This is a genomic window from Acidovorax sp. FG48 (genome assembly GCF_057809085.1).
Genome location: NZ_JBMDJH010000007.1, coordinates 1 through 13845 on the forward strand (window position 1 = coordinate 1; position 13845 = coordinate 13845).

Below are 13845 nucleotides of genomic sequence, written 5' to 3' on the forward strand. Positions count from 1 at the left end.
TTACTTGTCTGGGCCTACCTTTTGGCAACGTGCACTTCGTTGTTTAAACCGCCAGCAAAAATAGCCGCAAGCGCAGGCACTCATTGCGCTAGCAGCTATATTATTAATAGCATCGCTACTGCGACAGTAGCGATGCCGGGTGAGCCCCTCCGCCGCGCGTCAGCACACCCGCGTGGCGGCTGGCATCAGATGCGCCCTTCCTCCACCGCGTGGCACGCAATGCGGATGCCGCCAATGCTTTGGAGCTTGGGGCGCTCGGTGCGGCAGCGGTCATTGACATGCGGGCAGCGGGGGTTGAACGCGCAGCCGGGTGGCGGGTTCAACGGGTTGGGCACCTCGCCCTGCACCGGTGTGCGCGCCTTGCCGGTGTCGTGCATCTTGGGGATGGCATCGAGCAGCATGCGCGTGTAGGGGTGGCGCGGCGTGTCAAACAGCGTGTGCTTGTCGGCCAGCTCCACCAGGCGGCCCAAGTACATCACGCCCACCTGGTCGCTCACATGGCGCACCACGGCCAGGTTGTGGCTGATGAACAGGTAGGTGAGCTGCCGCTCGCGCTGCAGGTCCTTCATGATGTTGAGCACCTGCGCCTGCACCGACACGTCGAGCGCGCTGGTGGGCTCGTCGCAGACCAGAAACTCGGGCTCGGTGGCCAGGGCGCGAGCGATGGAGATGCGCTGGCGCTGGCCGCCGGAGAACTGGTGTGGGTACTTGACCATGTCCAGCGGCGAGAGGCCCACCGATTGCAGCAACTCGCCCACACGTTGCTTGAGCTGCTCCTTGTCGGTGATGAGTCCATGCTCCTTGAGCGGCTCGCCGATGATGTCCTCCACCAGCCAGCGGGGGTTCAGGCTCGCATAGGGGTCCTGGAAGATCATCTGGATGCGGCGGCGCATGGCCTTGGCGTTGTTGCCCTTGAAGGCCGCATGGGCGTCTTGCCCATCAAACGTGAGGCCGCCGCGCGTAGGGTCGTACAGGCCCACCAGCAGTCGTGCCACGGTGCTTTTGCCGCAGCCGGACTCGCCCACCAGCGCCAGGGTCTTGCCCTTCTCGATCTCGAAGCTCACGCCGTCCACCGCATGCAGCAGGGTACGGGGCTTGCGCTCGATCACGCGATTGAGCCACGGGGCAGAGACGTCAAAGGTCTTGGCCAGGTCGTGCGCCTGCACCAGCGCCTTGCTATTCGTTGCGGCGGCGCTCATGCGGTCACCTTGGCTTGGGTCGTTGCACCGGCATGCAGCCAGCAGGCAGCGCGGGTAGCGCCGGCATCCATCAGGTCGGGGCGGTCGGTCATGCAGCGGTCAAAGGTCTTGGGGCAGCGGGGGTTGTAGGCACAGCCCTTGGGGATGGCGTTGAGGCGCGGCATGGCGCCGTCGATCTGGTTGAGGCGCTCGCGGTCCTGCTCCATGTCGGGGATGGAGGCCATCAACCCGGCGGTGTAGGGGTGCGAGGGCTGGTTGATCACGTCATGCACCGGGCCGATCTCGGCCACGCGGCCTGCGTAGAGCACAGCCACGCGGTCGCAGGTTTCTGCGATCACGCCCATGTCGTGGGTGATGAGCATCACGGCCGCGCCGCGCGATTTGCAGATGTTTTTCAGCAGCGTGATGATCTGTGCCTGGATGGACACATCCAGCGCCGTGGTGGGCTCGTCGGCCACGATGAGCTTAGGCTCGGCGGCCAGGGCCAGGGCAATCACCACGCGCTGGCGCATGCCTCCGGAGAACTGGTGCGGGTAGTGGTCGATGCGCTCTTCGGCTGCTGGAATGCCGGTGTCCTTGAGCAGCTGGATGGCGCGCTGGCGGGCTTCGGCCGCATTCACCGGCAGGTGGGCCAGGATGGTTTCGGTGAGCTGGCGGCCTACGGTGTACAGCGGGTTCAGCGAGGTCAGTGGGTCTTGAAAGATGGCGCCGATGCGGCGGCCCCGGATGTGGCGCATCTCCTCGTTGTTGAGGTTGTCGATGCGCTGGCCTTCCAGCAGGATCTGGCCCGAGGCCACACGGCCGGGCGGCTCCAGCAGGCCGATGATGGCCGCGCCGGTGAGCGACTTGCCGGCGCCGGACTCTCCCACCACGCCCAGGATCTCGCCGGGTGCGATGGAAAAGGAAATGTCGTCCAGGGCGCGCAGGGTACCGCGACGGCCCGGGAATTCGACAACGAGGTTTTTGACTTCGAGAAGGCTCATGGAAATATCGCTTTTCTTCTTGTTCTTGTTCAACGCAGGCGGGGGTTGAGTGCGTCGCGCAGCCAGTCACCCAGCAGGTTCACGGACAAAGCAATCAGCACCAGCATGGCGCCCGGGAAGACGGTGATCCACCATTCGCCCGAGAACAGGTAGTCGTTGCCGATACGGATCAGCGTGCCCAGCGAAGGCGAAGTGGGCGGTGCACCCACGCCCAGGAAGGACAGCGTGGCCTCCGTGATGATGGCCGTGGCCACCTGGATGGTGGCCAGCACCAGCACGGGCCCCATCACGTTGGGCAGCACGTGCTTGCGCATGATGCGCAGCGGCGAGACGCCCGTCACGCGGGCGGCCTGCACGTATTCCTTGTTGCGCTCCACCAGCGTGGAGCCGCGCACCGTGCGGGCATATTGCACCCAGCCGGTGAGGGAGATGGACAGGATCAGCACGCCAAACGCCAGCGACTCATGCGCATTGGGGAACAGCGCACGGCCCACGCCGGCAATCAGCAGCGCGACCAGGATGGCGGGAAAGGACAGCATCACGTCGCACAGGCGCATGAGCACGGCATCCACCCAGCCGCCCCGAAAGCCTGCTAGCAGGCCAAAAGCCACGCCCACCACCACGGACAGCACCACCGAGGCGATGCCCACCACGAGCGAGATGCGCGCGCCGTAGATCAGCGCAGACAGGATGTCGCGGCCCTGGTCATCGGTGCCCAGGGGATATTTCATCGAGCCCATTTCGCTCCATGCCGGAGGCAGGCGCGCGTCGCTCAGCTCCAGCGTGGTCAGGTCGAACGGGTTGTGGGGCGCCACCCATCCGGCAAACACCGAACAGAACAGGCAAATCAGCGCAATGGCAGCGGCCAGCATGGCGACCGGCGATGTGCGGAAGCTGTAGCCAACGTCGCTGTCGAACCAGCGGGCAAGGGTAGTTTTCATTGTGGGAAACCAGTCAACGGGCAACAACACGCGCAGCGGGTAGCTGCGGGTGTTGTTGCGGGCTTGAATCAGCCGGTGGCTTTGTTGTTGTCGTCGTATCGATCAGTCGGAAAAACGCGGGCTCACTTGCTCACGGTGATCCACTTGAACGGCATGTAGTTGTCGGCCATCTGCACGAGCTTGACCTTCTTGCTCACGCCCCAGGCCAGCGCCTGCTGGTGCAGCGGCAGGTGGCCCACATCGGCGGTGTGCACTTCAAAGGCTTCCTTGATCATGGCGTCGCGCTTGGGCTTGTCGGTCTCGACCAGGATCTTCTTGGTCAGCTCGTCCAGCTTGGGGTTGCAGTACGCACCCAGGTTGAATTGGCCTGCGCCGGTCTTGTCGTCGGGGCAGATCATCAGCGCATTGAGGGCGTTGTGCGAGTCGTACGTAGTGGGGGTCCAGCCCAGCATGTAGAAGCTGGTGTCACGACGCAGCACCTTGGGGAAGTACGTGCCCTTGGTTTCAGCCGCGAGGTTGATCTTGACGTTGATGCGCGACAGGTTCGCAGCCACCGTCTGGCAGATGCGGCCGTCGTTCACATAACGGTCGTTGGGGCAGTTCATGGTGACTTCAAAACCGTTGGGGTAACCGGCTTCGGCCATGAGCTTCTTGGCGGCTTCGACGTCATAAGGCAGGCGCTTGACGTCTGGCTGGAAGCCGTTGATACCGGGGCCTACCATCAGTGCGGACGGGTTGGAGGCGCCGCGCATCACGGTCTTCTTGATGCCTTCGATGTCGATAGCCTGGTAGAAGGCCTGGCGCACGCGCTTGTCCTTGAAGGGGTTCTTGCCCTTGACGTTGGAGTACAGCAGCTCGTCGCGCTTCTGGTCCATGCCCAGGAAGATGGTGCGCAGCTCGGGGCCAGTGATGGCGCGGGCGTTGGCGCTGTTGTTGATGCGCTCGATGTCCTGCACCGGCACGGGCTCCATCACGTCCACTTCACCCGACAGCAGGGCTGCCACGCGGGTGGCGTCGTTGCCGATGGGCGTGAAGACGACCTCGGTCGCGTTGCCTTCAATCTTGTCCCAGTAGGCGCCGTTGCGCACAAACACCGTGCGCACGTTGGGCTGGCGCTCACGCAGGCGGTATGGGCCGGTGCCGTTGGCGCGGAACGATGCGGCATTCTCGATGCCCTTGCGGCGGTCCACCGGGGTGGTGGCCTGGTTGGTCTCGCACCACTTCTTGCTCATCATGTACGACGTGGTGATCACGTCTGGCAGGATGGGCTGGGGAGCGACGGTATCGATCTCGACCGTGTGGTCGTCGATCTTGCGCACTTGCTTGATGTCGCTGTTGGTGGCCTTCATGTCCGAGCCATCGCCCTTCATGCGGGCGAAGCTGAACACCACGTCGTCGGCCGTGAACGGCGTGCCGTCATGGAACTGCACACCCTTGCGCAGCTCGAAGCGCCACACGGTGGGGGCAATCTGCTTCCAGCTGGTGGCCAGCGCGGGCGCCAGGCTCAAGTCCTTGTTGCGGCCTACCAGGGGTTCGTACACGTTGCTGGTCACGCTCAGCTGCAGGGATTCGTTGAGCGAGTGAGGGTCCATCGACAGTGCATCGCCCTGGTTGGCGATGCGCACGGTCTGGGCCTGGGCTACCACGCTCGCCGCAGCCAGCGCAGCGAAGAGAGCGGTCACAGCGAGTTTTTTCTGGAATTTCATGGAAATCTCCTGGTAGTGAAAGGGTGGAATGGAAGGGTACGAAGACTTCCGGTGGGTGAAAAGCGTGTTTGCGCGAAGGGGCGGTACAAGCAATGACGGCTCGGCATCCAGTCAGACTGCCGGCAGGGGCATGGCCTGCTCGATCAGGCTCGCATGCAGCGCAGCGCCCAGCGGCAGGATGTCGTCGTTGAAGTCGTAGCGGCTGTTGTGCAAAGCACTGCCGCTTGCGCCCGTGCCCTGGCCAATGCGCAGGTAAGCGCCCGGCTTGTTTTGCAGCATGAAAGAGAAGTCCTCGGCGCCCATGCTGGGCTCCAGGTCGCGCACCACGTGGTCGGCACCCAGCAGGGATTCGGCCACATCGCCCGCGAAGATGGCTTCGCTTTCGCTGTTGATGGTGGCGGGGTAGATGCGCTCGTAGTGCACCGTGGCCGTGGCACCGAAGCCGAGCGCAATGGCGCTGCACAGCTCCTTGAGACGCTTTTCCACCATCTCCTGCACCTGCGGGTCGAAGGTACGCACTGTACCTACCAACGTGGCCGTACCGGGCAGCACGCTGAAGGCCCCCAGGTCGCCTGCCTGCATCGCGCACAGGCTGACCACCGCACTGTCGATGGGCCGGACGTTGCGCGACACGATGCTCTGCGCAGCAGTGATGATGTGGGCCGCGACCAGCACCACGTCCACCGTCTGGTAGGCGTGCGCGCCGTGGCCGCCACGCCCGGTGATCTCGACCGTGAAGCGGTCGGCGGCGGCCATCATGGGCCCGGCGTTGATGCCGACGGTGCCGGGCTTCATCGCGGGCCAGTTGTGCATGGCAAAGATGGACTGCACCGGGAAGCGGTCGAACAACCCATCTTCCATCATCACGCGGGCACCGGCAAAGCCTTCTTCGCCTGGCTGGAACACCAGCACGGCGGTGCCGTCGAAGTTGCGCGTCTCCGCCAGGTAGCGCGCGGCGCCAATCAGCATGGCGGTGTGGCCATCGTGGCCGCAACCGTGCATGAGGCCCTGCTTGCAGGACTTCCAGGCGAAGTCGTTGTGCTCCGTCAGCGGCAGGGCATCCATGTCGGCACGCAGGCCCACCATGCTGCCGCTGGCCGTGCTGCGCCCCCGAATGACGCCCACCACGCCTGTGCGCCCGATCCCGTCGTGGATCTCATCCACACCGCAGAGCTTCAGCGCTTCCTTGACGCGTTTGCTGGTGTAGATCTCTTCAAAACCCAGCTCGGGATGGGCGTGCAGGTCACGCCGCAGTGCCGTCAACTCGGGGTGGTATTGCGCGATGTGCGCGAAGGCGCGACCACCCGCTTTCAAACGAGGGCCTTGCATCAGTGGCCTCCTGCCTTGCCCACGCGCAGGCGGGGATCGACAGCGAAGTACAGCAGGTCGACCACCAGGTTGATGACCACGAAGATCAACGCGATCAGGCACAGGTAAGCGGCCATCACGGGGATGTCGGCGAACGTGACGGCCTGGATGAACAGCAGGCCCATGCCCGGCCACTGGAACACGGTCTCGGTGATGATGGCGAAAGCGATCAGGCCACCCAGTTGCAGACCGGTGATCGTCAGCACAGGCACCAGCGTGTTCTTGAGGGCGTGGCCAAAGTGAATGGCCCGGTTGGACAGGCCGCGCGCCCGGGCGAATTTGATGTAGTCGGTGCGCAGCACCTCCAGCATTTCAGCCCGCACCAGACGCATGATCAGCGTGAGCTGGAAGATAGCCAGCGTGATCGCAGGCAGGGTGATGTGATGCCAACCCTTGGCCTTGAGCAGACCCGTGCTCCACCAGCCCAGCTGCACCACTTCGCCTCGACCAAAGCTGGGGAACCAGCCCAGGTGCACCGCAAACACCAGGATCAGCAAGATGCCGATCAGGAAGGTGGGAAGGGACACGCCCAGCAGCGAGAGGGTCATGAACAACTGGCTGGTGAAGGTACCGCGCTTGAGGGCGGCATACACGCCCATCGGCACACCAATCACCAGCGCGAGGAGGGCCGCGACCAAGGCCAGCTCCAGAGTGGCTGGGAAGCGCTCGGCAATCAGGCGCGATACCTTGGCGCCCTGGCGCAGGCTCAGGCCAAACTCGCCCTGCGCCGCATTCACCAGAAAGTGCCAGAACTGCACGAAGAAGGATTTGTCCAGGCCGAGGGCGCTGCGCAGCTCGCGAATTTGCTCAGGGGTGGCATCCTGGCCCAGCAGGAACACCACGGGATCTCCCACGTACTGGAACAGCATGAAGGAGATGAAGGCCACCGTGACCATGACAATCACAGCCTGTATCAGGCGGCGCAATATAAAGGCAAGCATCAGAGAGTCGAGTGAGTGTTCGATGGGAAGTGCCACCGCCACTTTTGGTGGCCGAGGCACTGCGGGTCAATACATCGTCAGATATACCAAAGAAAGCAAGGGCCGCACGGCCCTTGCTTTCAGTCTGTCAAGAATAAATCAGTTCACCTTGACGGTGCGCATGTCCACGCGGTTATCGGCACGGTGCACCAGTTCGATGTTCTTCTTCATGGCCCATGGGATCACCTGGTCATGCAGAGGAATGTGGGACACGGTGTCGTTGGACAGTTGCAGTGCTTCGGTCAGCATGCGGGCGCGCACAGGTGCATCGGTCTCGGCCTTGATGCGGTCCACCAGATAGTCCATGCGCTGGTTGCTGTAGCGGCCCACGTTGTAGTTGCCGTCACCGCCTTGGCCCACGGTGCGCACCAGCGATTGCAGGCTGTACAGCGCGTCAAATGTCGGCACGCCCCAGCCCAGCATGTAGATGCTGGCTTCGTAGCGCTGGATCATCGGGAAGTAGTTGACCAGCGGCAGCGTGCGCAGCTTGGCCTTCACACCCACGCGCGCCCACATCGCTGTCACGGCCTGGCAGATGGCTTCGTCGTTGATGTAGCGGTTGTTGGGGCAGGCGAAATCCACTTCAAAACCATCGGGGTAACCAGCCTCGGCCAGCAGCTTCTTGGACGCATCCACGCTGTACGGGAAACGCTTGCCCACGGCCTCGGTGTAGCCGGCCACTTGTGGCGCCACGATGGTGCCGGTGGGCTTGCCCAGGCCGCGCATGATGTTGCGCGAGATGGTTTCGGCATCAATCGCCTGATAGAGGGCCTTGCGCACCCGCACATCCTTGAGCGGGTTCTTGCCCTTGATGTTGGAGCCGGGCAGCTCCTCGCGGAACTGGTCCATGCCCAGGAAGATCGTGCGGTTTTCGACGCCGTCTATCACCTTGAGGTCAGGGCTGGCGCGCAGACGGCCCAGATCCTGGGGCGAAGGGTCGAGCACTAGATCCACTTCACCCGACAGCAGTGCAGCGATGCGTGTGGCTGCGGACTTGATGGGCGTGTAGACGATCTCGGTCACGTTACCGTCCATCTTGCCCCACCAGTTGGGGTTCCGCTTGAACACCATCTTCACATCAGGCTGCCACGACTCGAGCGTGTAAGGCCCCGTCCCCATGGCGTTGCGGTGGGCAAAGTTCTCGTCGGTGCCCTTGATGTCTTTGGGCTCTACCGACTTGTTCTTTTCGGCCCATGCCTTGCTCATGATGCGCAACTCGGTCATCTGACGCAGCAGCACCGGGTTGGGCGAAGACAGGATCACGTCAAAGTTTTGAGCATCCACCTTCACCACCTTGCTGATGCCCTGCACGTAGGGGGTGAAGTTGGACGTTTTGGCCATGGCCCGCTGGATGGAGTACACCGCATCGTCCGTGGTCAACGGCGAACCATCATGGAACTTGACGCCCTGGCGCAGCGTAAAACGCACCTGCGTGGGGCTGATCTCCTTCCAGGCTGTTGCCAGCACGGGCTCCACATCGAACGTCTTGCTGTTGTAGTACACCAGGCTTTCATACACGTTGGCATGAAGGCCGTTTTGCAGCGCATTGTTCTGGGAGTGAATGTCCCAGGTCGAAATTTCCCCCTGACTGGCCCATTTGAAGGGCTTGGCTTGCAGTGATGGCGCAAACAGCAGCGCAGCAGCCGCAGCCACCGCCAAAAGACTGTGGTTGAGTTTCATGGAACCCTCTTGATTAAAAGTTTTACTATGCAGTAAAGGTTGCTCTATAGCCAACGGGAAATCCCTGAATCCCCGGTGCTATGAAGGGCCTATATCTGCGCTGACAGCGCGTCCTTTATGCAAGGTTGGTGCCAGCTAAAACTTTCTTTTTATCTTGTCCGCGCGGGCTCACGCCTCCGGGCACGGCCGCGACATTACTTCACCACTCAGCAACCCAGGGGCAGAGAGCCCTGTGGCCTTGCCACCCACCGGGCCTTATCGCCACCTCGACGGAAGCACTCCACAGAGGGAAATCAGTTGCCCCACAAAACCTACAGGTCTGCATGGCAGTCACTGTTCTGCACGCAAACCACGAGACAGCTTTGGACTACTCGAATCGATACACAGGGAGTCGCACGCGACGAACCAACTCACGAAAACAATTCGAGAAATGAAAAAAGCCGCCCGAAGGCGGCTTTTAAGCTTTTGTATCAACAACTGGCCAAAGCCAGCTCACGATATTAGAAGCTGTGACGGATACCGAAGTCGTAGCCGTTGGAGTTGCTGTTCACACCAGTCACAGCGCCGTTCAGCGCTTGTGCGGCGCCGTTCTTGTTGGTCAGGTGAGCGTACGTTGCGTACAGAGCCGTGCGCTTGGACAGGTTGTGCACATAGCCCAGAGCCAGCTTGTTCGTACGGGGGTCAGCACCAACGGTGTCGATCTTGTAGGTGGAATAAGCCAGACGAACTTCGCCAGCGCCCACGGGCACCAGACCGCCGATCAGGAAACCCTTGCCGTCGTTGCCGCCGCTGATCTTGTCTTGGTTGTAGTGAGCCATGATCTTAGCCACGCCCAGGTCGTATTGACCGCCCAGGTTCACAGCCTTGATGTTGCCCGTCAGGAACTTGGTTTCGGAGAAAGCGATAGCGGCGTTGATGGGGCCGTTAGCGTAACCAGCGCGCAGTGCCAGGCCGTTGCCGTCCTTCTTGTTGGCAGCGTTGCTGTTGTTCTCACCCATGTAGTACTGGGCTTGGCCGTAGAAACCACCCAGGTTGCCAGGCAGGAAGTAGCCGATGGAGTTCGAAGCGCGGATGGTGGTAGGGCCGCCCAGGCTGGAGTTCAGGGTTTGGGTGGTGCCCACGCCGTTCGTGCCGAACGGATCGAACACGGTCAAGTTCCAGAATTGGGGGGTGTAGTCACGGCCCAGACGCACTTCACCGAAGCCGCCGTTCAGGCTGACCGTCGAACGACGGTTGAAAGTCAGGCCGCCGCCAGTGCTGGTAGCTGCTTGGTTGTTGGTGTTGGTAACGCCGCCGGTGCCGTTGTCGTTGTTCAGACCAGCTTCGAGCCAGAACGAAGCGGACATGCCGCCACCCAGGTCTTCAACGCCGCGGAAACCCAGACGGCTGCTGTTGTAGCCGGAGTTCGTCAGTTGCGACTTGTTAGAGACGCTGCCGGAACCGTAAGCGTAGGTTGCGTCAACCACGCCGAACAGGGTCACGGAAGATTGAGCCATTGCAGCGCCGGAAGCAGCCAGCACAGCCAGGGCAATCAGGGATTTTTTCATTGCGAGTTACTCCAAGGTTAAACATCGGGCTCCGGTACGGGGGGTCTATGGTGAAAGCACCTGCACAGTCCCGCCGGTTTCCCGGGCCAACCTCCTGGTGGGGAAGTTGCTCTTATTGCACCAGACACGGACCGGTTTCGCAAAGGAATTCACCCACAATCGCCCCGAAAGGGGAAATTCGTTGCAGTGTTGCAACATTTCAGTGCGTACGGGCAAAATCACGATTGCTGCATGCAACTCCTGTGCCTTGCCTTGTGGTTTTTTGTATCCAAGTGCAATTTGTGTTTCAACACCATTGCCACTCGAAAGCTTTCCATGGACGCTTTTTTGACTGCCGCAGACAACGCGCTGCGCACACTGTTCGCCCAACCCCGCGCTTCCGAGCAGACACCAGCCCACGGTGTGCCCGAGGCGTCGCTCGATCCCGCACAGAAAAAGCTGGCGGGGGCCCTGATGCGGGTGAATCATGTGGGAGAAGTGTGCGCCCAGGCGCTCTACAGCGCGCAGGCGGCGGTCACCCGCGACCCCGCCCTGCGGGACCACCTGCAGGCAGCGGCGCGCGAAGAAACCGATCATTTGGCCTGGACGCAACAGCGCCTGGACGCGCTGGGTGCCCGCCCCAGCTTGCTCAACCCTCTGTGGTTCGCAGGGGCTTTTGCGCTCGGACTGGTGGCCGCCAAGGTCAGTGACCGAGCCAACCTGGGGTTTGTGGTGGAAACAGAAACCCAGGTGGCAGCGCATCTGCAAAGCCACCTCGACCGGCTTCCCGAGCAGGATCAGGCATCAAGGGCCGTGGTCGCCCGGATGAAGCAGGACGAGGAGCGGCACGCAGACCAGGCCCGCGCCGCCGGCGCGCTGGAATTGCCCGCCCCGGTGCGCCTGGCCATGAAAGGCGCCGCCAAGGTCATGACCACCACGGCGCACTATCTTTGAACCCCCAGTTGGTTCACGCGGGCAGCAGGTGCGCCAAAAACATACGCACAACAGCCCGCTCAGGCTGGCAGTCCAGATCGTCTCACGACTTCGTCAGGCCTCCAGCACCTCGTAGCCGGTGGTGATGTCGGCCGTCTTGCCCAGCATGATGCTAGCCGAACAGTACTTGTCATGGCTCATGGCAATCGCGCGCTCCACGGCGGCTGGGGGGATGCCCTTGCCCGTGACGGTGAAGTGCATGTGGATCTTGGTGAACACCTTGGGGTCGGTCTCGGCGCGTTCCGTCGTCAACTTGACGCTGCAGCCGCGCACGTCATGGCGGCCGCGCTTGAGGATCAGCACCACGTCATAGGCGGTGCACCCGCCCGTGCCCGCCAGCACGGTTTCCATAGGCCGGGGCGCCAGGTTCTGGCCGCCATTGGCAGGGTTGGCGGCATCGGGGGCACCATCCATGGTCAGAACATGGCCGCTGCCGGTTTCGGCCACAAAACCCATGCCGGAACGGGTTCCCGCCCCGCCGGTCCAACTGACTGTGCATTCCATTTGTGTTTCTCCTGTGTGACACGTGGTTTTTTTCGCACGGAAAACCGAAACGAAAAGAATTTGATGCGAATTTTGCTGCATCGCAACAAGACTCGCGCTAAACTTCGCCCATGCGCTGCCGCTTTCGAACAGAAAGGAACCGGCAGGCGGCAAGAAGCCCGGAACCCGGCACTTGCCTTGCACCGATTGTCTCCTCCATCTCCTCAAAGGATGGATTAGCCCCAGGCCTCACGGCCCGGGGCTTTTTTTTGCCCGATCGCCCTGCGCCGCAACAGGCAGCCCGCCCAGATGCCTCAGCCCCTCCCCAGGGCGACGCCCTATGATGTGGGCCCCCCGCCCGCCGCCCTGCGCCGGTGGGGCTCTCCTCCTGCACCTGCCATGACCCAGCACCTCACCCCCGCCGACTACCTCAAGAAAATCCTGACTGCCCGCGTGTACGACGTGGCGGTGGAGTCGGCGCTGGAGCCCGCCAAGAACCTCAGCCGCCGTCTGCACAACAAGGTGCTCCTCAAGCGCGAGGACCAGCAACCCGTGTTCAGCTTCAAGCTGCGGGGCGCCTACAACAAGATGGCGCACCTCACGCCCGAGCAACTGCAGCGCGGCGTGATCTGCGCCTCGGCTGGCAACCATGCCCAGGGCGTGGCCATGAGCGCCCACCGGCTGGGCACGCGCGCCGTGATCGTGATGCCCACCACCACGCCGCAGCTCAAGATTGATGCCGTGAAGACGCTCGGCGGCGAGGTCGTGCTGTTTGGCGAGAGCTATTCCGACGCCTACGGCCATTCCGTCCAGCTGGAGAAAGAACAGGGCCTGACCTTCGTGCACCCGTTCGACGACCCGGACGTGATCGCGGGCCAGGGCACCATCGCCATGGAGATCCTGCGCCAGTTGCAAAGCCTGGGCAGCAACCAGCTTGACGCCGTGTTCGTGGCCATCGGCGGCGGCGGGCTCATATCCGGCGTGGCCAACTACATCAAGGCCGTGCGGCCCGAGATCAAGGTGATCGGCGTGCAGATGAACGACTCGGACGCCATGATCCAGTCGGTGCAGGCCCACAAGCGCGTGACGCTGGCCGATGTGGGCCTGTTCTCCGACGGCACCGCCGTGAAGCTGGTGGGCGAGGAAACCTTCCGCGTGGCGCAGGGCCTGGTGGATGACTACATCACCGTCGATACCGACGCCGTCTGCGCCGCCATCAAGGACATCTTTGTGGACACGCGCAGCATCGTCGAGCCCGCTGGCGCGCTGGCAGTGGCGGCCATCAAACAATATGTCGCCAAGAACAAGACCAAGGGCGAGACCTACGCCGCCATCCTTTGCGGCGCCAACATGAACTTCGACCGGCTGCGCTTTGTGGCCGAGCGCGCCGAGGTGGGCGAGGAGCGCGAGGCGCTGCTCGCCGTCACCATCCCCGAAGAACGCGGCAGCTTCCGCCGCTTCTGCGAGGTGGTGGGCGGACTGCCCGGCGGCCCGCGCAACGTGACCGAGTTCAACTACCGCATCAGCGACGCCGCCCGGGCCCATGTGTTTGTAGGCCTGACCACCAACGGCAAGGGCGAATCGGAAAAGATCGCCAAGAACTTCAACCGCCACGGCTTCGAGGCGCTGGACCTGACGCACGACGAACTGGCCAAGGAACACCTGCGCCACCTGGTGGGCGGACACTCGGCCCTGGCCCAGGACGAGCGCCTGATGCGCTTCACCTTCCCCGAGCGGCCCGGCGCGCTGCTCAAATTTTTGAGCCTGATGCAGCCAACCTGGAACATCAGCCTGTTCCACTACCGCAACCAGGGCGCGGACTATGGTCGCATCCTCGTGGGCATGCAGGTGCCGCCCGAAGACAAGGCCGCCTTCGACGCCTTCCTGGCCACACTGGGCTACCCCTATGTGGAAGAAACACTGAATCCGGCCTACCGGCTGTTCCTGCGCTCCAAATAATGCAAAAAATGACTGCAAGCGCTTGTT

11 protein-coding genes are annotated in these 13845 nt (G+C 62.6%); 2 read left to right on the forward strand and 9 right to left on the reverse strand.

Features of this window, described 5'->3' with window-relative positions; genetic code table 11:
* Positions 1 to 185: 185 nt before the first annotated feature.
* From ACODSU_RS11710 to ACODSU_RS11745, 8 genes are all read right to left on the reverse strand, one after another.
* Positions 186 to 1199 carry an ABC transporter ATP-binding protein gene (locus ACODSU_RS11710; RefSeq protein WP_015012588.1) on the reverse strand — a complete coding sequence of 338 codons (1014 nt, stop codon included), beginning with the start codon at positions 1197 to 1199 and terminating at the stop codon, positions 186 to 188.
* Positions 1196 to 2182 (reverse strand): ABC transporter ATP-binding protein, encoded by a 987-nt coding sequence (locus tag ACODSU_RS11715; protein ID WP_015012587.1) that lies wholly within the window; start codon positions 2180 to 2182, stop codon positions 1196 to 1198. Before ACODSU_RS11715 ends, ACODSU_RS11710 begins: the two co-directional genes overlap by 4 nt.
* Before the next feature lie 29 nt (positions 2183 to 2211).
* Entirely contained in the window at positions 2212 to 3123 is a 912-nt protein-coding gene (locus ACODSU_RS11720; RefSeq protein ID WP_015012586.1) for an ABC transporter permease, read from the reverse strand.
* A gap of 122 nt (positions 3124 to 3245) precedes the next feature.
* Positions 3246 to 4829: an ABC transporter substrate-binding protein gene (locus ACODSU_RS11725; protein WP_060986070.1), complete on the reverse strand. Its 1584-nt coding sequence runs from the start codon at positions 4827 to 4829 to the stop codon at positions 3246 to 3248.
* A 111-nt stretch (positions 4830 to 4940) separates the two neighbouring features.
* Positions 4941 to 6158: a M20 aminoacylase family protein gene (locus ACODSU_RS11730; protein WP_488842445.1), complete on the reverse strand. Its 1218-nt coding sequence runs from the start codon at positions 6156 to 6158 to the stop codon at positions 4941 to 4943.
* Positions 6158 to 7138, reverse strand: a complete 981-nt coding sequence (locus ACODSU_RS11735) for an ABC transporter permease (RefSeq protein ID WP_015012584.1) — start codon at positions 7136 to 7138, stop codon at positions 6158 to 6160. Before ACODSU_RS11735 ends, ACODSU_RS11730 begins: the two co-directional genes overlap by 1 nt.
* Positions 7139 to 7276: 138 nt before the next feature.
* Complete coding sequence (locus ACODSU_RS11740) at positions 7277 to 8857, reverse strand: ABC transporter substrate-binding protein (protein ID WP_108500312.1); 1581 nt, start codon at positions 8855 to 8857, stop codon at positions 7277 to 7279.
* A gap of 500 nt (positions 8858 to 9357) precedes the next feature.
* Positions 9358 to 10404: a porin gene (locus ACODSU_RS11745; protein ID WP_209816156.1), complete on the reverse strand. Its 1047-nt coding sequence runs from the start codon at positions 10402 to 10404 to the stop codon at positions 9358 to 9360.
* Between the two features lie 315 nt (positions 10405 to 10719).
* On the opposite strand from ACODSU_RS11745, the gene coq7 reads away from it, so the two are divergent.
* Entirely contained in the window at positions 10720 to 11337 is a 618-nt protein-coding gene (gene coq7, locus ACODSU_RS11750) for a 2-polyprenyl-3-methyl-6-methoxy-1,4-benzoquinone monooxygenase (RefSeq protein ID WP_056646690.1), read from the forward strand.
* Between the two features lie 93 nt (positions 11338 to 11430).
* Here coq7 and ACODSU_RS11755 read toward each other — a convergent pair whose 3' ends face one another.
* The gene (locus tag ACODSU_RS11755; protein ID WP_015012580.1) at positions 11431 to 11880 is read right to left on the reverse strand and encodes an OsmC family protein; all 450 of its coding nucleotides are present in this window, start codon (positions 11878 to 11880) and stop codon (positions 11431 to 11433) included.
* Positions 11881 to 12258: 378 nt separating this feature from the next.
* Between ACODSU_RS11755 and ilvA the strand changes: the two genes are divergently transcribed.
* A complete protein-coding gene (ilvA, locus tag ACODSU_RS11760; protein WP_060984500.1) occupies positions 12259 to 13818 on the forward strand; it encodes a threonine ammonia-lyase, biosynthetic in 1560 nt (519 codons plus the stop codon).
* The last annotated feature ends 27 nt before the right edge of the window (positions 13819 to 13845 follow it).